The sequence below is a fragment of the Neisseria sp. 27098_8_139 genome (assembly GCF_041433195.1).
Taxonomy (GTDB): domain Bacteria; phylum Pseudomonadota; class Gammaproteobacteria; order Burkholderiales; family Neisseriaceae; genus Neisseria; species Neisseria subflava.
On sequence record NZ_JAPWBA010000010.1, the window covers coordinates 39,953 to 61,104 of the forward strand.

Here is a 21,152-nt window from a genome sequence, read left to right on the forward strand (position 1 = left end):
CGGGCAAAGCCCGCTGACACGACCCACCATGACCGAACAAGACAAACGCTGGCAGATTCACCGCCATCTCGCCCAAGACACCGACGAGCGCCTGCAGCTAGTCCGCAATGCACCTAAACGCATCATGCTGATTGGTGCCGATGCCGACATCAGCCGCAGCCTGCTGGCCGCGCGTTATCCCGACGCCGTGTTTGAAGAATACGATCCGAATGCCGACTTTTTGAAAACCGCCGCCGCCGCGCGCAAAGGCGGTTTCTGGCAGAAGCTGACCGGCAAAATCATCCCGCAGCATTGCCAAGCCCTGACCGCGCCGCTGCCCGAAGCATCCGTCGATATGTTGTGGGCCAATCTCAGCCTCAGCCGCGCCGACGATATTTTGCCGGTTTTGAAAAACTGGGCCGCAGCCTTGAAAACCGACGGATTATTGTTTTTCACGCACTTTGGCCGCGACAGCCTGAGCGAGCTGACAGGCCGTCTGAACCATGAAGGCATCGAATGCGAAGCGCCCACGCTGATTGATATGCACGACTTGGGCGATATGCTCGCCGACAACGGCTTTTACGATCCGGTAACCGACACGGCCAAGCTTGAGTTGAGCTATAAAAAAGCCGGGACGTTTTGGCAGGACATGGAAACCTTGGGATTGTGGAATGCGTTGAAGTTCAGCAATCCGCAAGCGGCCAAGGAAGCTGTGGATAAGATTTTTGCCAACGAAGGCCGTCTGAACATCACGCTTGAAACCGTGTACGGCCATGCCGTGAAGAAATTGGTGTTGCCGCAAGGGGAGAACGTGGTGCAGTTTTTCCCGAAACGGCAGGGCTAGTTTGGCGGTTGTGCCGGTAGGGTTTACACCGCGATTGCGTATTGTGGAATGTGGTGTAGCGTTTGTATCGATTGCCTGCGCTGTTTGATATGTATGAAAAAGGCCGTCTGAAGTTTCAGACGGCCTTTTGTTTGATTCCGAATTAAGCCTGTTTGGCCGCCCATTCGGCCGGCGTGGCGGCAACGGAAATCGACAGCGCGTGCAATTCGTTGCTTTCAAGTTGCGGCTTGAGGCCGTCTTTAATCAGGCGGTGGCGGGCGAGGCGGGCTTTGCCTTCAAAGGAAGAGGAAACGATTACGGCGAAGAAGTGATGGCCGTCGCCTTCGACTTCGACGTGTTCGCAAGGGGTAACGCCTTCAATCAGGGTTTTGACTTGTTCGGGTAAAAGCATGAGGGTTCCTTGGGAAATGGTTTGTTTGTAAAACAGGCATTATACCGAATCTTGATAAAAACAGGCCGTCTGAAACCTGAAAAACAGGGTTTCAGACGGCCTCGGTCTTTGGGAGCGTCAAATGCTTATTCGTACACTTTCAGCAGCTCGACTTCAAAAATCAAAGTTGCGTGCGGAGGAATCACGCCGCCGGCACCGTGTGCGCCGTAGCCCATTTCGGAAGGAATGGTCAGCTTGCGTTTTCCGCCTTCTTTCATGCCGCCGAAGCCTTCGTCCCAACCTTTAATTACTTGGCCGACGCCTAGAGTGATGGTCAGCGGTTGACGGCGGTCGAGGCTGGAGTCGAATTTGGTACCGTCTTCCAACCAGCCGGTGTAATGTACGGTGATTTCTTTGCCTTTGACGGCTTCTTTGCCGTGGCCTTCTTGCAAGTCTTCAATAATCAGGCTCATGATGTTCCTTTCGGATGTATGGTGAAAATCGGTTCAAGATTACCATATTGTGTGGAATCGTGAAACAAATGCGCCCATATGGCCGGCAACAAAAAGGCCGTCTGAAACGGATTTTCAGACGGCCTTGTTTTATGCTAAACCTTATTTGTTGTCAGGTTGGGATTTGACATCGTGGGAGACGGGCAGCTCAGGCATGGTTCGGGCAGACTCTGGAACATTGCCGGAGAGGGCTTTCAAGAAGGCAACGATGTTTTCAGTGTCTTCCGGAGCCAAGGTTTTACCCAATTGCGCTTTTGCCATGATGTTGACGGCTTTATCCAGTTCCCAAACGCTGCCGTTGTGGAAGTATGGATAGGTACGTTCAACGTTTCTCAAGCCGGGAACACGGAAGAAGAATTCGTCTTCGGCTTTTTTGGTTACGTCCGCACGGCCTTTGTCGTGTTTAGGATCGTCGATGTGTTTCCAGTAAGGACCATCCACCAAACCGAATTTTTGGAACATGCTACCGCCCAAGTTGACGCCGCTGTGACAAGCGATACAGCCGTTGTCCATAAATGCGCGTACGCCTTTGCGTTCTTGTTCGCTCAGGGCAGATACGTTGCCTTTCAGGTAGTCGTCCCAACGGGTCGGGGTCAGCAGGGTACGTTCAAACGCGCCCAATGCGGTGGTGATGTTTTTGAAGGAAACCGCGCCGTCTTCAGGGAATGCGGCTTTGAATTTTTCTTGGTATTCAGGGATACCGGCGATTTTGGCGGCGGCATCGGCTTCGGTAGCGTTGGCCATTTCAACCGGGTTGAGCAATGGGCCGCCGGCTTGTTCTTCCACATCGGCTGCACGGCCGTCCCAGAATTGGCTGCCCAACAAGGCGGCATTCAGGGCAGTTGGGGAGTTACGGCCGCCGAATTGGCTTTTGTGACCCGCGCTGGTCGGCATGTTGTCTACGCCGGCAGTTGCCAAGTTGTGGCAAGAGTTACAGCTGACGGTGTTGCCTTTGGACAGGCGGTTTTCGTACCAAAGTTGTTGGCCGAGTTTGACCTGTTCTTCGGTAAACGGACGAACTTTTTGCATTTCGGCTAAGTCAGGCAAAGGTTTGAACGTAGCTTGCGCGCGTTCCAACAGGGCTTTGTCTTCGGCAGAAACATCGGCAGAATTTTGAGGGGCCGAAACAGCGGCGGTGCTTGCGGCAGCATCGGCACCGCTCGCGGCAGAAGCTGCTTGAGGGGTTTCGGTTGTTTGAGCCGTTTTCTCGCCGCAGGCGGTCAGCGCGGCAGAAACGGCCAAAGCCAAAGCGATTTGGTGGAGTTTTAAACGTGGCGTAGGAGGGTTCCTTTGTTATGCGTTTGTTATGTCATGGATTGCTGATTGCACCAGCAATATGCCAACTATAAAAGATAAGGCGGTTTTAATTTTTGTTGTAAATCAACCTTTTAAATTTGATAAATTTTGAAAATATCACTGATAGGGAAATTTATACTATGGAACTTTTTTATTATTTATTTACAATTACTTAGATAAATTAAGGCCGTCTGAAAAAATAAAATTCAGACGGCCTTTTAGTTTTTATTGATTACGTTCGTTATTTTCTTTTAAAAAATCTTAATAAATATAGGGTTATTAAAAAATAAAAATAATTTGCATTATTAAACATAAAGCGTTATAAATGCGTTAACAAATGAACGTTTCACTTTAGAGTTTTTTATGCTGATTGCTTTATTGATTATGCTGCGCGAGGGCATCGAAGCCGCCCTGATCGTCGGCATTGTTGCCAGTTTTTTGAAACAGTCGGGACACAGCGAGCTGATGCCGAAGGTTTGGCTGGGCGTGTTTTTGGCTTCGGTCATGTGTTTGGGTATTGGTTACGGCATTCATTCCGCTACTGGCGAGATTCCGCAAAAAGAACAGGAATTGGTGGTCGGCGTCATCGGCCTGGTGGCCGTGGCCATGCTGACGTACATGATTTTGTGGATGAAAAAGGCCGCACGTTCGATGAAACAGCATCTTCAGGATTCTGTTCAGTCGGCCTTGAACCGCGGCAGCGGCCAGGGTTGGGCCTTGGTCGGCATGGCGTTTTTGGCTGTGGCGCGTGAAGGGTTGGAGAGCGTGTTTTTCCTGCTGGCCGTGTTCCAGCAAAGCCCGACATGGTCTATGCCGATAGGCGCGGTGTTGGGGCTGTTGGTGGCGGTTGTCATCGGTACGCTGATTTATCAGGGCGGTATGCGCCTGAACTTGGCGAAGTTTTTCCGTTGGACGGGCGCGTTTTTGATTGTAGTGGCGGCCGGTCTGCTGGCTGGTTCGTTTCGCGCGCTGCATGAGGCCGGCGTATGGAATGTGATGCAGGATATTGCTTTCGACACATCGAAATATTTGCATGAAGACAGCCCTTTAGGCGTGCTGCTCGGCGGTTTCTTCGGCTATACCGACCACCCAACCGAAGGCGAAGTCCTGATTTGGCTGCTGTATCTGGTTCCCGTCATGATTTGGTTTTTGCGCGGCAGTGCGCCAGCAAAAACGTTAACTAAATAAAAAGGAATGAAAATGAAAAAATTCAATCTGACTGCTTTGTCCGTAATGTTGGCTCTGGGTTTGACCGCGTGTCAGCCGCCTGAAGCCGAAAAAGCCGCGCCTGCCGCTTCAGGCGCATCCGCTGCCGCCAATGCCGACGGTTCGGTCAATATCGGCGTGAACGATACTGCTTGTGAACCAATGGAATTGACCGTCCCCAGCGGCCAAGTCGTGTTCAATATTAAAAACGACAGCGGCCGCAAGCTGGAATGGGAAATCCTGAAAGGCGTGATGGTGGTGGACGAGCGTGAAAACATCGCCCCGGGTTTATCCGACAAAATGACCGTTACCCTGCTGCCGGGCGAATATGAAATGACTTGCGGCCTGTTGACCAATCCGCGCGGTAAGCTGATTGTTACCGACAGCGGCTTCAAAGATACTGCCAACGAAGCGGATTTGGAAAAACTGTCCCAACCGCTCGCCGACTATAAAGCTTACGTTCAAGGCGAGGTTAAAGAGCTGGTGGCGAAAACCAAAACCTTTACCGAAGCCGTTAAAGCCGGCGACATTGAAAAGGCCAAATCCCTGTTTGCCGCCACCCGCGTCCATTACGAACGTATCGAACCGATTGCCGAGCTTTTCAGCGAACTCGACCCCGTCATCGATGCGCGTGAAGACGACTTCAAAGACGGTGCGAAAGATGCCGGATTTACCGGCTTCCACCGTATCGAACACGCCCTTTGGGTAGAAAAAGACGTATCCGGCGTGAAGGAAATTGCAGCCAAACTGATGACCGATGTCGAAGCACTACAAAAAGAAATCGACGCATTGGCATTCCCTCCGGGTAAGGTGGTCGGCGGCGCGTCCGAACTGATTGAAGAAGTGGCCGGCAGCAAAATCAGCGGCGAAGAAGACCGTTACAGCCATACCGACTTGAGCGACTTCCAAGCCAATGTGGAAGGCTCCAAAAAAATCGTTGATTTGTTCCGTCCGCTGATCGAAGCCAAAGACAAAGCGTTGTTGGAAAAAACCGATGCCAACTTCAAACAGGTTGAAGACATTTTGGCGAAATACAAAACCCCGAACGGTTTCGAGCTGTATGACAAACTGAGCGAAGAAGACCGCAAAGCCCTGCAGGCGCCGATTAATGCCTTGGCAGAAGACTTGGCCAAACTGCGCGGTATTTTGGGTTTGAAATAAGATAACGCGTTTTCAGACGGCCTTTGGATATTGAAAGGTCGTCTGAATCTTATTGTCGCCCACACAAATATGCTTGAAAACCGACCTTACTTCACACGATTGCAATCTTTCCGTTCCCTGCCAAGGAGCAGACCATGAGCCAAAACAAACAACCGGCACAACCCGAAAAACGAACCCTTTTCAAAACTGCCCTTGCCGCCGGCGCCATCGGCGTTGCCGGTTATTTTGCCGGTAAAAAACAAGGCGAAACCGCCGCTGAGACCCAAAACAACCAACATTCCGAGCTGGCCTATCCGTGCTATGGCGAGCATCAGGCAGGCATCGTTACGCCACACCAGCTCTTCGGCATCATGTGTGCCTTTGACGTTACCGCCAAAGACGCCAAACAACTTGAAAACCTGTTCCGCGCCCTGACCGCCCGCATCGAATTCCTCACCCAAGGCGGCGAATACCAAGACGGCGACGACAAGCTCCCGCCTGCGGGCAGCGGCATCCTCGGCAAACAATTCCGCCCCGACGGATTGACAGTTACCGTCGGCGTCGGCAACAGCCTCTTTGACGACCGCTTCGGCCTCAAAGACAAAAAGCCGAAACACCTGCAGGAAATGCGCGACTTTCCTAACGACAAACTCCAAAAATCTTGGTGCGACGGCGACCTCAGCCTGCAAATTTGCGCATTCTCCCCCGAAACCTGCCAAGCCGCCCTGCGCGACATCATCAAAAACACCGCCCAGTTTGCCGTGATCCGCTGGAGCATAGACGGTTGGCTCCCTAAAGCCGAACCCGGCGCCATTGCCGCGCGCAACCTTTTAGGTTTCCGCGACGGCTCCGGCAATCCTAAAGTCGAAGATCCCAAAGTCGCCGATCAAGTCCTGTGGACGGGCATTGCCGCCAACAGCTTGGACGAACCGGCATGGACGAAAAACGGCAGCTATCAGGCCGTCCGCCTCATCCGCCACTTTGTCGAATTTTGGGACCGCACCCCGATGCAGGAACAAACCGATATTTTCGGCCGGCGCAAATACAGCGGCGCGCCCATGGACGGTAAAAAAGAGGGCGACACCGCCGATTTCGCCAAAGACCCCGACGGCAAAATCACGCCCAAAGACAGCCATATGCGCCTTGCCAATCCGCGCGATCCGGAGTTCATGAAAAAACACCTGCTCTACCGCCGCGCCTTCAACTACTCGCGCGGTCTCGCCGCCAACGGCCAGCTCGATGTCGGCTTGGTGTTCATCTGCTATCAGGCCAACCTTGCCGATGGTTTCATCTTCGTGCAAAACCTGCTCAATGGTGAGCCACTGGAGGAATATATCAGCCCGTTTGGCGGCGGCTATTTCTTCGTCCTGCCGGGTGTCGAAAAAGACAGCTTCCTCGGCAAAGAGCTTTTGGGCGTATAAATCCTCCGATGGTTTGAATAGATAAAAAGGCCGTCTGAAACCTGATTTCCAGATTTCAGACGGCCTGAGTTTTTTCTATCAAACCAAATGTTCCGCCAAGAAAGCCAATGCGTATTCGACGGCTTGCACCCTTACAGCTTCGCGATCGCCCGTGAATAGCGCGGTTTGTTCAAACGAGCCTTCGGGCGTGGCCAGGCCGAACCAGACTGTGCCGACCGGTTTGGCCGCGCTGCCGCCGCCAGGGCCGGCGATGCCGGAAATACTCAAGGCGTAATCTGCCTGCGCGACGGCTTTTGCGCCGCGTGCCATTTCATAGACGGTCTCGCGGCTAACCGCGCCGTGTTTCAGCAAGGTGTCGGGCATGACGCCGAGGCGGTCTTGTTTGGCTTGGTTGCTGTATGTGACGAAGCTTTGGTGAAACCACTGCGAGCTGCCGGGAATGGAGGTCAGCGCACCTGCAAGCAGGCCGCCGGTGCAGGACTCGGCGCAGGTAACGGTTTGGCGGCGGCTGGTCAGGTGTTCGGCGATGGTTTGCAGGTGGGACATGGCGGCTCCTTAGGGAAAAGGGTAAAACCGGGCAGGCGCTTGGCCCGCCGGATTTCAGACGGCCTGAAAGCTGAAATCAGTCTTTCGGCTGAATGAGGTGGACATCACATTGTGGGAATGGGATGTTGATGTTGGCTTCGCGCAGGTTTTCAACCACTTGCTCGTTCAGGGCGAATCGGAACGGGCCGAGATTTTCTTCTTGCGTCCACGCCCAAAGGGTAATTTCGATGGCGCTGTCGCCAAGGTTGGTAATGTATACGACGGCAGGTCGTTCTTCAGTTTGAACACACAATGGATGCTCGGTTGCCGCTCTCAATACGGCGGCTTTGGCGGCTTTCAAGTCGCAGGCGTAGTCGACGCCGACAACGACTTGGGCGCGGCACAGGGGCAGGGAGGAGCGGTTGGTGATGCTGTTGGTCATGACCACGCTGTTAGGCAGGACGACTTCTTCGTTGTCCGGCGTACTCAAAGAGGTCTGCACCATTTTGATTTCGCGGACGATGCCTTCAAAACCGTTGACGCGGATAAAGTCGCCGACTTTAAACGGACGGAACAGGATAATCAGCGCGCCGGCGGCGAAGTTGGACAGTTGGTCTTTCAAAGACAAAGCCACGGCCAAGCCTGCGCCACCGATCAGGGCGGTAACGGAAGTGGTCGGGATACCGAGTTTGCCCAGTGCCGCGATAATGATGAGGATCAGCAGGCCGATGTTGGCAACGTTGCCGAGGAAGCTGACCAGTGTTTTATCGACTTTGGCGCGTGTCAGCGCGGCTTTCATCAGTGTCACCACGCGCGTGGCGACCCAGCGGCCGATAAAGAAGATGGCTAAGGCGGCCAGCAGGTTGGTACCGAAAGACATGCCGGTTTGGGCGAGTTGTTCCCAGCCGGAGAACGAAGAGAGGACTTGAAGATCGAAATTCATAATTGTGTGTGCGTGTGAAGTTGTTTAAAAGGTCATTGTAAAACAAGGCCGTCTGAAAAACTAATGATTTGTTTTTTCAGACGGCCTTGATGTGTTTTCAAGTTTTTCGGTTTAACGTAAAACAGTTTTGCTCCAACGGCTCACCCATTGTTTTTGTTTGGTGTTGATGTCGGCGCGGTTGGGGGAATCGCTGTGTTTCGGGGTTTGGGCAAACTCGAATACTTTGGGCAGCGGCGTGTTTTTGGCAGCCGGATAGACCCACATTTCGGCAGGAAGGGCTTGTTGCACTTCGCCGCTTTGCAGCCAGTTCACCAGTTTGGCCGCCAGCTCGGGTTGTTTTGCGCCTTTCAAAACGGCCGCGCCTTCAACTTGGCGGAATGTGCCGCCTTTGAGGAAGAGGTTGCCGGTGGGCGGGGTGCTGTATTTGCCTTTGGAGTAGTGGACTTCGGCCGCCGGGCTGGTGGCATAGCTGACCACGAGGGGATAGGCGCCGCCGTTTTGGGTGAAGTCGGTGTAGTAGGCTTCGCTCCAGCCTTTGGCAACTTTCACGCCGTTTTGGCGCATTTGCGCCCACCATTTGAATGCGCCTTCTTCACCCATGCCGCCGATGTTGGCCAAGAGGAAGGAGAGGCCGGGCGAGGATGTGGCGGGAGACGGGGTTACCAAAAGGTTTTTATATTCCGGTTTGGTCAGGTCTTGCAGGGTTTGCGGCAGAGGCAGTTTTTTCTGTTCAAACCATTTTTTGTCGTAGTTGATGGCGACATAGGCGTAATCGACGGCCAGCGCATCGGGCAGGGAGGCGGTTACGGGTGCGGATTTGGGTTGGTTGGCGGCAAGGATGCCGGCGGCTTTGGCTTTGCCGATGTTGGCGTTGTCCAAACCGTAAACCGCATCGGCAATCGGGTTGGCCTTGCTCAAAATCAGCTTGTTGAGCATTTCGTTGCCGCTGCCTGCCTTGATGACGGACACTTTGGCATCGTTGGCTTTTTCAAATTGCGCGATGACGGTTTGGGGCAGGCTGAAGGATTTGTGCACGGCCAAACGCACTTCGGTTTGGGCGTACAGGTTTGCCGAAGCCAGCAACAGAGCCACGGCGGACAATTTCAGTTTCATTCTCTTTCCTTTGTACGGGTAAAATACGAAATATCATAACAAAATCTGCATATCAAGGCACGATATGAATCATTCTCCTGTTTGGCTGTTTGACCTCGACAATACTTTGCACAATGCCGAAGCCGGCATTTTCTACATCATCAACCGCGCCATGACCGAATACATGGCAGGCCGTCTGAAACTTTCCGAAGAAGCCGCATCCCACCTGCGCCAAGATTATTGGCACCGATACGGCGCGACGCTTGCCGGTTTGCAAATCCACCATCCTGAAGTCGATATCGATGAATTTTTGCGTGAAAGTCACCCGCTTAAGCAAATTTTGGCAAAGGTGGAGGGTATGGATGGAACTGATGACGTTTTAGGCCGTCTGAAAGGGCGAAAAACCGTATTTTCCAACGGGCCTTCGTTTTATGTCCGCGCATTGGTTGAGGTGTTGGGCTTGGAAGCGCATTTTGACGGCTTGTTCGGCACGGACGACTTTGGCCTGCTCTACAAACCCAATCCGCAAGCCTATCTCAACGTCTGCCGCCTGTTGGGCGTCAAACCCGAACAGTGCATTATGGTGGACGACAGCGCCGACAATCTGCACCAAGCCAAAGCCTTGGGCATGAAGACCGTTTGGTACGGCGAAAAAGTCCATCCGCTGCCATTTGCCGACGGCACAGCGAAAGATATGCAGGGCTTGCTTGATTTTGCACAAAACCTGCCATTAAGCCTTTAAAAAACCAGTACAATACACAGTATTTCCAACATTTAAAAACAAGGACAACATCATGCGTAAACTCGCTTTAATTCTGACCGCCGCCGCCGTTTTGGCCAGTTGCTCTTGGGAAACCTACACCAACGAATCCGGCCGTACCGCCGTACGCCAAAAATATGCTACCGGCACACCTATCGTTTATCAGGACGGGACTTATTCTAAAAACATGAATTACAACCAATTCCGTCCTGAGCGTCGCGCCGTCCAATCCAACCAAGCGGATCATGCTGAACACGGCGAACGCGGCCAGCACTGGCAAAAACCGCAATTTGCCAACCAACAGCCAGCAACCGAATAACAATATCCCCAAGGCCGTCTGAAACGGAGTGAAAAACAATCAACACTTGTTGCCACACTTTTCAGACGGCCTCAAACAACGACAACGGAAACCGTATCATGGCTCAGACAGCTTTAAATATCGTCATCCTCGCCGCCGGCAAAGGCACGCGCATGTACTCCAAAATGCCCAAAGTGCTGCACCGCATCGGCGGCCTTCCCATGGTTGAGCGCGTTATCGACACCGCCGCCTCCCTGAATCCCCAAAACATCTGCGTCGTCATCGGCCACGGCAAAGAGCAAGTCTTGGACACCGTCAAACGCGATGTCGTTTGGGTCGAACAAACCGAACAGCTCGGTACCGGCCACGCCGTCAAAACCGCCCTGCCGCACCTGTCTGCCGAAGGCCGCACGCTGGTGTTGTACGGCGACGTCCCCCTGATTGACGCAGCCACCCTCGAAACCCTGCTCGAAGCCGCAGGCGACGAAGTCGGCCTGTTAACCGATGTACCCAACGACCCGACAGGTTTGGGCCGCATCATCCGCGACAGCAACGGCAGCGTAACCGCCATTGTCGAAGAAAAAGACGCCGATGCCGCCCAAAAAGCCGTGAAAGAAATCAATACCGGCATTTTGGTTCTGCCTAACGCCAAACTCGAAGCTTGGTTAAACAGTCTTTCCAGCAACAATGCCCAAGGCGAATACTATCTGACCGACCTCATCGCCAAAGCCGTTGCCGACGGCATCAAAGTTCATCCCGTCCAAGTCCGCGCCTCCCATTTGGCCGCCGGCGTGAACAACAAACTCCAACTGGCCGAACTCGAGCGCATTTTCCAAACCGAACAGGCGCAAGAATTGCTCAAAGCAGGCGTAACCCTGCGCGATCCGGCACGTTTCGATTTACGAGGCCGTCTGAAACACGGACAAGATGTCGTGATTGACGTCAACGTCGTAATCGAAGGCGAAGTCGAAATCGGCGACAACGTCGAAATCGGCGCAAACTGCGTCATCAAAAACGCCAAAATCGGTGCCAACACCAAAATCGCCCCATTCTCCCATTTTGAAGGTTGCGAAGTCGGCGAAAACAACCAAATCGGCCCATACGCCCGTTTGCGTCCGCAAGCCCGTCTTTCAGACGACGTACACGTCGGCAACTTCGTCGAAATCAAAAACGCCGCCATCGGCAAAGGCACCAAAGCCAACCACCTCACCTACATCGGCGACGCCGAAGTCGGCAGCAAAACCAACTTCGGCGCAGGCACGATCATCGCCAACTACGACGGCGTGAACAAATACAAAACCGTCATCGGCGACGAAGTCCGCATCGGCTCCAACTGCGTCCTAGTCGCGCCCGTCACCCTCGGCAACAAAGTAACGACAGGCGCGGGCAGCGCGATTACCCGCAATTGCGAAGACGGCAAACTCGTCCTCGCCCGTTCTCGCCAAACCGTCATCGAAGGCTGGGTGCGTCCGGAAAAAGGCGATAAGAAGTAAGGCTGCCTGAAAATAAGAAAGACTTAATTCTTAATTAGGACGTATTAATGGAAGAAAACACTGATATAGAACAAGCTCGAAGTTTGGTTATCGAGACATCTAGATTAATGGTTGCATATCGAGACAATAGTGAAAAACTTGTGAATGATGTTCGAAATGAGTTAGACAAATCTTTAATTGAACAACGTCGTATGCTTGTTCAGATGATTAGGGAGGAAGTAACAAAAGAAGTCTCTCAAGCTGTTTATGCTTATGTAAAAGATATGGAAAAAGCCCGTAATCAGATGGCAGATCAAGTTAGAGAATTTAATGGCTACCTTCGGAAAGTACAGGAGGAAAATAATAAAATTTCTTCCCGTTCAGTATGGGTTACATCGCTAACATTGGCAACGTTGGTTATTGGGGGAATTGCATTGATTTGGTTTTATTCGGGAGTTATTCAGAGTAAGAAAATTGATGCAGATATGGTTACACGGATTAATCAAGCAGATATTGTCCGTTGCGGAAATGATTTATGCGCGAGGACAAGTAAAGCTGGAGAAAATGGGTATAGAGTTATTAAAAAACGATGATAACTTATTTGAGCTAAATAAATAGTGAGGATTTTAAACGTGGTAAAGTATTTCTTATATGGATTTTCAAGTTTTTTATTTTTAACAAATGCTTATGCTGGAAGTCGGCCTGAAAGTCTTGCCAAGATAATTTATGAAAAAGAAATAGATTTAAATCAAGATAGAATAAAGGATAAATTAGTTATTGAGGAAAACTCGGAAGGTAAAAGAAATTTAAAAATCCTTGTTAAAGATTCTAAAAAACAGTGGAATACAGTTATTGAAAACCGTAATATGGTTTTATGCAAATATTGTGGAGGAGTGAGTACAGGAGATCCTTTGGTTTCGGTTGAAGCAAAAAGAAATGTGTTTGAAATTACACAAGAAGGAGGAAGTCGTGAAAGATGGACTTCTGTATATAGATTTCAATATTCACCTAAATTAAGTACATGGATTTTGAGAAAAGCGAGATTGAACGTGTATGATACGGCAACTGGCAAGAATGAGATAAAAAGGAAAAGTATAAATAGTTCAAAACCAGTAAAACTTCAAGATTTCAATTATGATGAATTTTTTTATAATTAAGTAGAGCGAGTCTATATGAATAATAATAATACGAAATTGATGCATGAGGAAAAAATCCTTCAGGAAGCTATGTCGAATGGAATTTCTTCGAGAAAAGAACTGGCCAATCTTCTTGCTCAGGTTGCTCATGAATCTGGTAATTTTAGTACTATGGAAGAAAATTTAAATTATTCTGCTAAAAGATTAGCTCAATTATGGCCCAAAAGATATGCAGATGGAAATCATAATCCAAATGAAAAAGCTTTGAATATTGCTAACAACCCTGAAAAAATTGCTAATCATGTGTACTCCAATAGAATGGGAAATGGTAATTCTAATTCAGGAGATGGTTACCGTTATCGAGGTAGAGGCTATATTCAATTAACTGGGCGCAGTAATTATGAAATGGCTACGAAAGAATTGCAGATCGATCTAATTAATAAACCAGAATTAGCCGCAACTTCAGAAGTTGCGGCCAAAATAGCTATTTTATATTGGGAAAAAAGAGTTCCGGATTCTCACAAAGAGAATGTACGACAAGCTACAAAATATATTAATGGTGGTTTAAATGGTTTGGCAGATAGACAAAATAAGTATGATGAGTATTATCAAAAATTAACTCCTGAATATTTAGATAAAATTCAAAAAGGGCAGCAACATTCATCAAATGCACAATACAATGATTTTAGTGCATTAGTTAGCAATCTGATCAATGATAAAATTGCATTGTTTTGGTTTTATTCAAATGCTCTTCGGAGTAAGAAGCTTGATGTAGATATGATTACACGGATTAATCGGGCGGATATTGTCCGTTGCGAAAACGAATTATGCGCAAGGACAAGTAAGGCTGGAGAAAATGGTTACAGAGTAATTCAGAAACGATACTAGTAATATTTGGAGGGTAAATAATGAAAAAACTTATCGCAATATTTTTATTAATTCCTTTGGCAGCATTTTCCAATGCTCGCCCATTATCTTTTTCAGGGACTTGGTTATATACGGATCAGGTTGGAGATACCGTTGGAGGGAAAGAATTGGTCCTTAAACAAACGGGTAATTTAGTTACAGGGATATGGAATGAAGGAATTTCGACAGGTAGCGGGGGAAGTGGAAAACTAAAAGGATATGTGAAGGGAAACAAACTATTTTTAAATTATTGTTCTGATGAAGGAAACAATTGGTATAAATCTTGTCCTGAATATGAAAATGATGAAAGTTATTTTATTAAAAAAAATAATAAAATTATTGAATATAATATAATAGATAATAAATTATATAAAAAAGGTAATGAGTTTATTTTAACTAAATAAGGAGTATGAAATGGTAGATTCAACCAACCAACATAAAACATTAAGTAAAGAAGATTTCCAAACTATAGCTTACTTTGCAGTAGGTGTTTCTTCTGAATCAAAATCAAACGCGTATAGATTAGTTATCGCAGCAAATACTAGAGATGGAAAATTATATCCCATCGGAAATAGTGGATATTCTATTGGAACAATACAAACAGACTTAGGACAACACCCTGAAGTTGCCAAAGATTTAGTTGGAGCATATCAAAAATGGACATTAGAGAAAAAACCTGATTGGAGGCTCTCTGAAACTCAAGAAAAAGCGATAATTCATGATTTGGGAAGAACGGGGAAAGAGATAATAAGAGAAGATAGGCGACCATTGCCATCTGAGTTTAAATCTAGGCTCAATCAATTCTTAAGTAGTAAAGATGGAATTACTTGGGTTCATACTCGAGATGTAAATCAGATCAATAAGATTGAGCAAAATATTTTTATTCCTCTACAAGAAACAAAACTATATCAAGAGTTATCTTTTGATGATAAAACACATTTAGTAGCAGTTACTTCAAAACTTTATAATCAAAGTGAAAGGTGGGGGAGAAAAGTTTTGCAAGAAGTTAAAGATGGGAAATTTCATTCAGTCAATGAAGTAGATAGTAGAATTGATAGCTTTATTAAAGCCAGCGGCAAAAAGGACTATATAGAAACTGGTCGAAAAGAGGCAGTATTAGGCGCAACTTTAATCTCTCAATTAAATATCATAGAAAAAGATAATAGTCTTTTTGATAAATGGAATAGTGTTAAAACAACTCCTCTTGACAATCCTGCTAAATTAGAAGGGAATAAAAAAGATAATTATAATGAAATTAGAAACCTATTTATTGATCCTGAAAAATCCATAAATAAAATTAAACAGAGAGAAGATAAGAAAGTAGGTACGCAATTTTCATATGATGACTTTAGTACTTTAGTTAACAACCTGATTAACGATAAAGACGGTTCGTTTACCAAACAGTTGTTAGCAGACAATAAAAATATCGTTGATGCTTTTGATGCCAAAGTTCAGGAGAAAATAAAGCAAGAAGAACAACAAACTATTGCCCAAGAAGCACAACGGGAAGTAGTTGAGAAAAGTTTTGGTGGCCGTTCTTTTAGTTAGTAATGGCACCGAAAAGCTTGAAACAATACCTCGTACCGTCTGAAAGTCAGCGTTGCGGATTTTACCAACGGGGCTACTGCCCCATATTGATACTAAGGAACTTATATGTGCGGTATCGTCGGCGCCATCCGCGCCAATCAAAATGTAGTCGATTTTCTGACCGATGGTCTCAAACGCCTTGAATATCGGGGCTATGACTCGTCGGGTATCGCCGTGAACACAGACGGCAAAATCAAGCGCGTGCGCCGTGTCGGCCGCGTGCAGCTGATGGAAGACGCCGTACGCGAAAAAGGCGTGTTCGGCCATATCGGCATCGGCCATACCCGTTGGGCAACCCACGGCGGCGTAACCGAACCCAACGCCCACCCCCACATCTCCGGCGGCATGATTGCCGTCGTCCACAACGGCATCATCGAAAACTTCGAAGCCGAACGCGAACGCCTCCAATCCTTGGGCTACACCTTCGAATCGCAAACCGATACCGAAGTCATCGCCCACAGCGTCAATCACGAATACACACAAAACGGCGGCAAACTGTTTGAAGCCGTCCGCGCAGCCACAGCCCGTTTCCACGGCGCGTATGCCATCGCCGTAATGGCGCAGGACAAACCCGAAGAAATGGTCGTTGCACGCATGGGCTGCCCGCTCTTGGTGGCATTGGGCGACCAAGAAACCTTCATCGCCTCCGACGTATCCGCCGTCATCGCCTTCACCCGCCGCATCGCCTATTTGGAAGACGGCGACATTGCCCTTCTAAGCGCAAACGGCATCGACAAACTCATTGACAAAACCGGTGCTGAAACCCAACGCACCGTCAAAGTATCCGAACTGTCGCTCGCTTCGCTGGAGTTGGGCCCTTACAGCCACTTCATGCAAAAAGAAATCCATGAACAACCGCGCGCCATCGCCGATACTGCCGAAGTCTTCCTGGACGGCGGCTTCGAACCCGAAAACTTCGGAGCAAACGCACGCGAAGTGTTCGACGGCATCCGCAGCATCAAAATCCTTGCCTGCGGTACGTCCTACTATGCCGCGTTGACCGCCAAATACTGGCTCGAATCCATCGCCAAAGTGCCAACCGACGTGGAAATCGCCAGCGAATACCGCTACCGCGACGTAATTGCCGATCCGAAACAACTGGTCATCACCATTTCCCAATCCGGCGAAACCTTGGACACCATGGAAGCCTTGAAATACGCGCAATCCTTGGGACACAAACACAGCCTGTCTATTTGTAACGTGATGGAATCCGCCCTGCCGCGTGAAAGCGAATTGGTACTGTACACACGCGCCGGCGCAGAAATCGGCGTCGCCTCTACCAAAGCGTTCACGACCCAACTGGTTGTCTTGTTCGGCTTGGCCGTTACCTTGGGCAAACAACGCGGTCTGGTTTCCGACGAGCAATCGCGTGAATACGTCGAAGAATTGCGCCAACTACCGGGCAGCATTCAGCACGTTCTCAACCTTGAGCCGCAAATCGCCGCTTGGGCGCAAAAATTTGCCAAGAAAACCAGTGCACTCTTCTTGGGCCGCGGCATCCACTTCCCAATCGCTCTTGAAGGCGCATTGAAGCTGAAAGAGATTACCTATATCCACGCCGAAGCGTATCCTGCGGGTGAGCTGAAACACGGCCCGTTGGCCTTGGTGGACGAAAACATGCCCGTTGTCGTGATTGCCCCGAACGACAGCCTGTTGGACAAAGTAAAAGCCAATATGCAGGAAGTCGGCGCACGCGGCGGTGAACTCTTTGTCTTCGCCGACCTCGACAGCAACTTTAACGCCACCGAAGGCGTGCACGTTATCCGCGCCCCACGTCATGTCGGCGTACTCTCGCCGATTGTGCACACCATCCCCGTGCAGCTCCTGTCCTACCACGCCGCCCTTGCACGCGGTACAGACGTGGATAAACCGCGCAACTTGGCTAAATCGGTAACGGTTGAGTAAAGCCTAGCTTAAACGATAAAAGGTCGTCTGAAAAGTTTCAGACGACCTTAATTATTAATTGAAGGCAATCAAATGAATAGAATCTACAAATACCTACTGGTAATCGCTGCATTGGCAGCAGCAGGCTTCGGTATATATCAATATACCGCGCCCGACAAATATCAATACTGGAAAGAATTGATTGCTAAAGACCCCAAGCCTGACGGAGTTTCGGAACAGGAATACAGGGAAAAACTCAGGGCAGGCTATTGCTGGCGGGACAGGAATTTTTACACCCCAGAGGAATTACACAGGAAAGCAATGGTCAGTTTTGCAGGTAGGTTGTTGGGGGAGGCTGAAGCTTATAAGGCTAATATAACCACCAATCAGGGCGGACGGGATTATTCTACGGGAGCAGACTGCGTACGTCACGAAAAGGCCTGTAGCGTCTGGTTTGTCCCGCAAGATTACACCAATGAGCAATGGGACAGGATGTTTTTGGCGGAGAAAGACCCGATGGATGGGACGTTGCTGGCAAAGTATTTAAAATATGAAATTAAACAACCGGATGATTTAAAAAAATATTTGGAACATTATGAAAGTAAAGGTTTTTCATTGATTATCAGAGGATATAATCATGGAGGAGCAAGCATTTATGGCTCTGACTGCTGTAAAGTTTTAAGTACCAAAGAAGCTGCCCCGATAATAAAAAATAATACGTTGATTACTTATTTAGAAGGAGCATCAACGTTTCCAGAAAGTGAGATACCAAAAAATATCGACATTGGAAATTATGGAGTTGGTAATTTTTATTTTAGTTATTCAGAAGTCAGTCCGGGATTGCCTCAATGGGATGAGAATAAAGAAAAAACTTATCAGATTGATTTTTCATATATATTATTCATGAATAATTGTGGCGATGTATTGTGGCAGCCACATTATATTTATTAACCTATATCCAATAGAAATATTATGTCAGACAGCAAAAAATCATTAAGTGTATCAGAAGTAACCATAGATAGAATTTTATCGCATTATTTATGGAATACATCCGTACCGCCTCGTCGTGAAGATATGCAATCAGCGATAACTAATGCCAATCGTACTTCGGTTGAAATTGATACGGTTGATTATATGAAAAATGGGGCAGGAAAGTATGCATCGGCTGCTGATTTTAAAATGTTTGAAAAATTTTTCAATGAAAAATTACCAGCTAAAGTACAGCCCTATTCTTTTGATGAAATTGGCAATCAAATTTATGGGAAAAAAAGATTTGAAGAAATTAAAACTTCTATGTTTAACCCTAGAACAGGTCAAGGTTTCACCGTCTCTATCTCTCAATACGGTATAGACACATCATCCTCCGATTACGTCGAACGTGCCTTTATCTTCGGATCAACGCAGGTAACAGTTACCAAAGCTGACATCGATAAACTCCAATTCTTCGTCCGACCGGATGGCAGCCGCGAAATCCGCAACCTCAGAATCACGCCCAAAGACGACAACTTCGACTTTATCGGTGGTTCATCTTCCCAAGACGCTTCGGGCAGGATGCTAAAAATGATGGTAGATACGGCAAACGCCGGGTTCAAGAAAGTTATTGATCCGAAAGGTATAGGCAGGGCTGTGCCCCTTGTCTATACCGATACCGACAAGCTGCCATTTGTCAATATTACGGATAAGGACTTCAAAAGACTCCAATCGGAGAAATCGAACCAAGAAAAACCAGATATTCTGATGGAAGAAACAGGTATTCTTCTGTTTCGTCAAGGAGGAGGGTTATTTAATAAGCTGAAAAAATCACCAGCCTTATATGATAAAAGCCTGCTGGGGCGTTGGCGAGACATTGAGCAGAATGCCAACGAAATGTACCAAAAAACCCGTGACCTTATCGAAAAAGATCCGAATATGATGTCTTTGGATGAAAGGGATGAACGCGATCAATACGCGGCGGATATTGATAAACCAACGGCTTTAACTATTGAGGATATGCCGCAAAACGCCCAAAAAATCTATCATCAAGGGAAACAGATTTTTGCTGATTTTTGTGCCCAGAAAAACATCGTTTACGATGCAAATAGTTTGGACAATATTGCGATGTCGTTAGCTTCAGTGGCTTATACAAACAAGATGAGTGATGTGTCTTTAATCAATATTAAAGGTAATGGGGAAGTCTTGATCGGACACAAAGCCCCCGGATTAATAATGGCTTCTGTAGATATGTGGGAAGCGGCTAAGACGCCGGTAGAGGAAAGCCTGAGCCAAATTCAGCAAACAGCACAACAAATTGAATATGAGGAGCAACAAAAACAAATCGTGCAATCCCAATCACATGGAGCGAGGATTTCTTAAGTAAAATCAAAAGAAAATGTAAAAAGAGGACTTAAATTCTACCAATTATCTACAAATGGTTTGATTGATTTTAAACAAAGCTAAAGGCCGTCTGAAAAATCTTTCAGACGGCCTGTTGTTTTAAAGCGTTTTATTCTGCGCCGACAACGACGATGTTGAGGTCTTTGAATTTGACGCGGCGTTGCCATGCGTCGCGGACTTGTTCGACGGTCAGGCTGTTGATGGCTTTGGGGTAGGCTTCCAAGTAGTCGTTGGGCAGGTCGTAGAGGCCGATCAGGCTCAGGTAGTTGAGCAGTTTGTCGTTGGAGTCGTAGCGCAGGGGGAAGCCGCCGACGATGTTGGCTTTGGCCTGTTTCAGCTCGGCTTCGGTTGGGCCTTCGGCGATAAACTGTTCAATGACGGCTTGGGTGTCAGCCAGTGAGGCTTTGGTGTTTTTCTTTTGGGTGGAGTAGGAAACGGTAAACGTGCCTTCTTCTGTCGCCGGGGCGAGGCTGCTGTATACGCCGTAGGTGTAGCCGTGTTGGTCGCGCAAAACTTTCATGAGGCGGCTGTCGAAACCGCCGCCGCCGAGGATGTAGTTGCCGGCAACGAGGGCGTAATAGTCGGGGTCATGGCGTTTGAAGAGGGAAGTGCCGAGCAGGACTTGTGCCTGCGTGCCGGCAAAGGGGATGTCGCGGCGTTGGGCGGTTTGTTTGGGAACGGGCGGGATGGCGTGGGTTGCGGTGGCTTTGGCCGGCAGGTCTTTGAGGACGCGCTCGACCAGTTGCTCTGCCTGTTTGCGGTTGAGGTCGCCGACGATGGCGACGATGGCGTTGTCTTTGCCGTAGTGGGTGCGGTGGAAGGCGCGGATGTCGTCCAGACTAACGCGTTTGAGGCTGTCAACGGTTACGTTTGCGCCGCTGCCGTAGGGGTGGTTTGGGTAGATGAGTTTGGTCAGTTCGCGCGTGGCGGTGTAGTCGGGGGTGGTTTCCTGTTGTTGCAAGCCGGTAATGGATTGGATTTGACGGCGGCGGAAAACGGCTTCGTCAAAACGCGGACGGGTCAGCGAGTGGTTGAGCAAGTTGGCGGCTTTGTCGCGGATGTCGGCTTTGCTGAGGCTGCGGAAGCCTGCGGATGCGCTTTCGGCATTGCTGTCGCTGCTGATGTGCGCACCGATGTTGTCGGCTTCGGCATTGAAGGCTTCTTCGTCCAGCTCTTGGGTACCGTCGGTCAGGAGGGCGGCGGTAAATTCGGCAACTTGGCTTTTGCCGTCCGGATTGGCGACGCTGCCTGCGCCCTTGAAGCTGACTTCAAGGTCGATGATGGGGTTTTCGTGGCGTTCGACAAGGAGGATTTGGGTGCCGTCGCGGTTGCGCCAGCGTTGGATGTCGGTGGCGGCTTGGACGCTTAAGGGCAGGAGTAGGGCAAGGGTGAGCAGGGTGGGTTTCAT

At 48.9% G+C, this 21,152-nt stretch carries 22 protein-coding genes; 15 read left to right on the forward strand and 7 right to left on the reverse strand.

Annotated elements, in window-relative coordinates; all coding sequences use genetic code 11:
- Window positions 1-28 precede the first annotated feature (28 nt).
- Window positions 29-823 carry a class I SAM-dependent methyltransferase gene (locus O3660_RS09070; protein ID WP_371464879.1) on the forward strand — a complete coding sequence of 265 codons (795 nt, stop codon included), beginning with the start codon at window positions 29-31 and terminating at the stop codon, window positions 821-823.
- Between the two features lie 142 nt (window positions 824-965).
- Here the strand turns inward: O3660_RS09070 and O3660_RS09075 are convergent, their stop codons facing one another.
- From O3660_RS09075 to O3660_RS09085, 3 genes are all read right to left on the reverse strand, one after another.
- Window positions 966-1,214: a BolA family protein gene (locus O3660_RS09075; RefSeq protein ID WP_003686612.1), complete on the reverse strand. Its 249-nt coding sequence runs from the start codon at window positions 1,212-1,214 to the stop codon at window positions 966-968.
- A 125-nt stretch (window positions 1,215-1,339) separates the two neighbouring features.
- Window positions 1,340-1,669, reverse strand: coding sequence for an FKBP-type peptidyl-prolyl cis-trans isomerase (locus O3660_RS09080; protein ID WP_094192864.1), 330 nt, complete (start codon window positions 1,667-1,669; stop codon window positions 1,340-1,342).
- A 138-nt stretch (window positions 1,670-1,807) separates the two neighbouring features.
- Complete coding sequence (locus O3660_RS09085; RefSeq protein WP_371464880.1) at window positions 1,808-2,947, reverse strand: cytochrome-c peroxidase; 1,140 nt, start codon at window positions 2,945-2,947, stop codon at window positions 1,808-1,810.
- Window positions 2,948-3,364: 417 nt separating this feature from the next.
- On the opposite strand from O3660_RS09085, the gene efeU reads away from it, so the two are divergent.
- From efeU to efeB, 3 genes are all read left to right on the forward strand, one after another.
- A complete protein-coding gene (gene efeU / locus O3660_RS09090; RefSeq protein WP_049322979.1) occupies window positions 3,365-4,189 on the forward strand; it encodes an iron uptake transporter permease EfeU in 825 nt (274 codons plus the stop codon).
- Window positions 4,190-4,201: 12 nt separating this feature from the next.
- Window positions 4,202-5,368: an iron uptake system protein EfeO gene (gene efeO / locus O3660_RS09095; RefSeq protein ID WP_049335642.1), complete on the forward strand. Its 1,167-nt coding sequence runs from the start codon at window positions 4,202-4,204 to the stop codon at window positions 5,366-5,368.
- 134 nt (window positions 5,369-5,502) lie between these two features.
- The gene (gene efeB / locus O3660_RS09100) at window positions 5,503-6,768 is read left to right on the forward strand and encodes an iron uptake transporter deferrochelatase/peroxidase subunit (protein WP_371464868.1); all 1,266 of its coding nucleotides are present in this window, start codon (window positions 5,503-5,505) and stop codon (window positions 6,766-6,768) included.
- A gap of 78 nt (window positions 6,769-6,846) precedes the next feature.
- Here the strand turns inward: efeB and O3660_RS09105 are convergent, their stop codons facing one another.
- The 3 genes from O3660_RS09105 to O3660_RS09115 form a co-directional block, all read right to left on the reverse strand.
- The gene (locus O3660_RS09105; protein ID WP_371464869.1) at window positions 6,847-7,314 is read right to left on the reverse strand and encodes a CinA family protein; all 468 of its coding nucleotides are present in this window, start codon (window positions 7,312-7,314) and stop codon (window positions 6,847-6,849) included.
- A gap of 76 nt (window positions 7,315-7,390) precedes the next feature.
- Window positions 7,391-8,236 (reverse strand): mechanosensitive ion channel family protein, encoded by an 846-nt coding sequence (locus O3660_RS09110; protein WP_070615742.1) that lies wholly within the window; start codon window positions 8,234-8,236, stop codon window positions 7,391-7,393.
- A gap of 111 nt (window positions 8,237-8,347) precedes the next feature.
- Window positions 8,348-9,349, reverse strand: coding sequence for a thiamine ABC transporter substrate-binding protein (locus tag O3660_RS09115; RefSeq protein WP_371464871.1), 1,002 nt, complete (start codon window positions 9,347-9,349; stop codon window positions 8,348-8,350).
- A 64-nt stretch (window positions 9,350-9,413) separates the two neighbouring features.
- Between O3660_RS09115 and O3660_RS09120 the strand changes: the two genes are divergently transcribed.
- The 11 genes from O3660_RS09120 to O3660_RS09170 all read left to right on the forward strand — a co-directional run bounded on the left by O3660_RS09120 (window position 9,414) and on the right by O3660_RS09170 (window position 19,723).
- Entirely contained in the window at window positions 9,414-10,070 is a 657-nt protein-coding gene (locus O3660_RS09120) for a pyrimidine 5'-nucleotidase (protein WP_371464872.1), read from the forward strand.
- A gap of 52 nt (window positions 10,071-10,122) precedes the next feature.
- Window positions 10,123-10,407: a membrane lipoprotein lipid attachment site-containing protein gene (locus O3660_RS09125; RefSeq protein WP_049350744.1), complete on the forward strand. Its 285-nt coding sequence runs from the start codon at window positions 10,123-10,125 to the stop codon at window positions 10,405-10,407.
- A gap of 98 nt (window positions 10,408-10,505) precedes the next feature.
- Window positions 10,506-11,879, forward strand: coding sequence for a bifunctional UDP-N-acetylglucosamine diphosphorylase/glucosamine-1-phosphate N-acetyltransferase GlmU (gene glmU / locus O3660_RS09130; protein ID WP_049350743.1), 1,374 nt, complete (start codon window positions 10,506-10,508; stop codon window positions 11,877-11,879).
- Window positions 11,880-11,926: 47 nt separating this feature from the next.
- Window positions 11,927-12,451 (forward strand): hypothetical protein, encoded by a 525-nt coding sequence (locus tag O3660_RS09135; protein WP_003686621.1) that lies wholly within the window; start codon window positions 11,927-11,929, stop codon window positions 12,449-12,451.
- Between the two features lie 39 nt (window positions 12,452-12,490).
- A complete protein-coding gene (locus tag O3660_RS09140; RefSeq protein ID WP_049350742.1) occupies window positions 12,491-13,015 on the forward strand; it encodes a hypothetical protein in 525 nt (174 codons plus the stop codon).
- Between the two features lie 15 nt (window positions 13,016-13,030).
- Window positions 13,031-13,882 (forward strand): glycoside hydrolase family 19 protein, encoded by an 852-nt coding sequence (locus tag O3660_RS09145; RefSeq protein ID WP_049350741.1) that lies wholly within the window; start codon window positions 13,031-13,033, stop codon window positions 13,880-13,882.
- Window positions 13,883-13,902: 20 nt separating this feature from the next.
- Complete coding sequence (locus O3660_RS09150; RefSeq protein WP_318250413.1) at window positions 13,903-14,304, forward strand: hypothetical protein; 402 nt, start codon at window positions 13,903-13,905, stop codon at window positions 14,302-14,304.
- A gap of 10 nt (window positions 14,305-14,314) precedes the next feature.
- Window positions 14,315-15,448, forward strand: a complete 1,134-nt coding sequence (locus O3660_RS09155) for a hypothetical protein (protein WP_371464873.1) — start codon at window positions 14,315-14,317, stop codon at window positions 15,446-15,448.
- A gap of 105 nt (window positions 15,449-15,553) precedes the next feature.
- A complete protein-coding gene (gene glmS, locus O3660_RS09160) occupies window positions 15,554-17,392 on the forward strand; it encodes a glutamine--fructose-6-phosphate transaminase (isomerizing) (protein ID WP_049350740.1) in 1,839 nt (612 codons plus the stop codon).
- 72 nt (window positions 17,393-17,464) lie between these two features.
- Complete coding sequence (locus O3660_RS09165; protein ID WP_049329361.1) at window positions 17,465-18,322, forward strand: hypothetical protein; 858 nt, start codon at window positions 17,465-17,467, stop codon at window positions 18,320-18,322.
- A 21-nt stretch (window positions 18,323-18,343) separates the two neighbouring features.
- The gene (locus tag O3660_RS09170; protein ID WP_371464875.1) at window positions 18,344-19,723 is read left to right on the forward strand and encodes a calcium-binding protein; all 1,380 of its coding nucleotides are present in this window, start codon (window positions 18,344-18,346) and stop codon (window positions 19,721-19,723) included.
- 130 nt (window positions 19,724-19,853) lie between these two features.
- Here the strand turns inward: O3660_RS09170 and O3660_RS09175 are convergent, their stop codons facing one another.
- Window positions 19,854-21,152: a pitrilysin family protein gene (locus O3660_RS09175; RefSeq protein WP_049329362.1), complete on the reverse strand. Its 1,299-nt coding sequence runs from the start codon at window positions 21,150-21,152 to the stop codon at window positions 19,854-19,856.

Bases quoted from the DNA above. Each gene is read 5' to 3' on its own strand.
- O3660_RS09070 (WP_371464879.1), top strand. From the start codon at position 29: ATGACCGAACAAGACAAACGCTGGCAGATTCACCGCCATCTCGCCCAA.
- O3660_RS09075 (WP_003686612.1), bottom strand. From the start codon at position 1,214: ATGCTTTTACCCGAACAAGTCAAAACCCTGATTGAAGGCGTTACCCCT.
- efeU (WP_049322979.1), top strand. From the start codon at position 3,365: ATGCTGATTGCTTTATTGATTATGCTGCGCGAGGGCATCGAAGCCGCC.
- efeO (WP_049335642.1), top strand. From the start codon at position 4,202: ATGAAAAAATTCAATCTGACTGCTTTGTCCGTAATGTTGGCTCTGGGT.
- efeB (WP_371464868.1), top strand. From the start codon at position 5,503: ATGAGCCAAAACAAACAACCGGCACAACCCGAAAAACGAACCCTTTTC.
- O3660_RS09105 (WP_371464869.1), bottom strand. From the start codon at position 7,314: ATGTCCCACCTGCAAACCATCGCCGAACACCTGACCAGCCGCCGCCAA.
- O3660_RS09110 (WP_070615742.1), bottom strand. From the start codon at position 8,236: ATGAATTTCGATCTTCAAGTCCTCTCTTCGTTCTCCGGCTGGGAACAA.
- O3660_RS09115 (WP_371464871.1), bottom strand. From the start codon at position 9,349: ATGAAACTGAAATTGTCCGCCGTGGCTCTGTTGCTGGCTTCGGCAAAC.
- O3660_RS09120 (WP_371464872.1), top strand. From the start codon at position 9,414: ATGAATCATTCTCCTGTTTGGCTGTTTGACCTCGACAATACTTTGCAC.
- O3660_RS09125 (WP_049350744.1), top strand. From the start codon at position 10,123: ATGCGTAAACTCGCTTTAATTCTGACCGCCGCCGCCGTTTTGGCCAGT.
- glmU (WP_049350743.1), top strand. From the start codon at position 10,506: ATGGCTCAGACAGCTTTAAATATCGTCATCCTCGCCGCCGGCAAAGGC.
- O3660_RS09135 (WP_003686621.1), top strand. From the start codon at position 11,927: ATGGAAGAAAACACTGATATAGAACAAGCTCGAAGTTTGGTTATCGAG.
- O3660_RS09145 (WP_049350741.1), top strand. From the start codon at position 13,031: ATGAATAATAATAATACGAAATTGATGCATGAGGAAAAAATCCTTCAG.
- O3660_RS09150 (WP_318250413.1), top strand. From the start codon at position 13,903: ATGAAAAAACTTATCGCAATATTTTTATTAATTCCTTTGGCAGCATTT.
- O3660_RS09155 (WP_371464873.1), top strand. From the start codon at position 14,315: ATGGTAGATTCAACCAACCAACATAAAACATTAAGTAAAGAAGATTTC.
- glmS (WP_049350740.1), top strand. From the start codon at position 15,554: ATGTGCGGTATCGTCGGCGCCATCCGCGCCAATCAAAATGTAGTCGAT.
- O3660_RS09165 (WP_049329361.1), top strand. From the start codon at position 17,465: ATGAATAGAATCTACAAATACCTACTGGTAATCGCTGCATTGGCAGCA.
- O3660_RS09170 (WP_371464875.1), top strand. From the start codon at position 18,344: ATGTCAGACAGCAAAAAATCATTAAGTGTATCAGAAGTAACCATAGAT.
- O3660_RS09175 (WP_049329362.1), bottom strand. From the start codon at position 21,152: ATGAAACCCACCCTGCTCACCCTTGCCCTACTCCTGCCCTTAAGCGTC.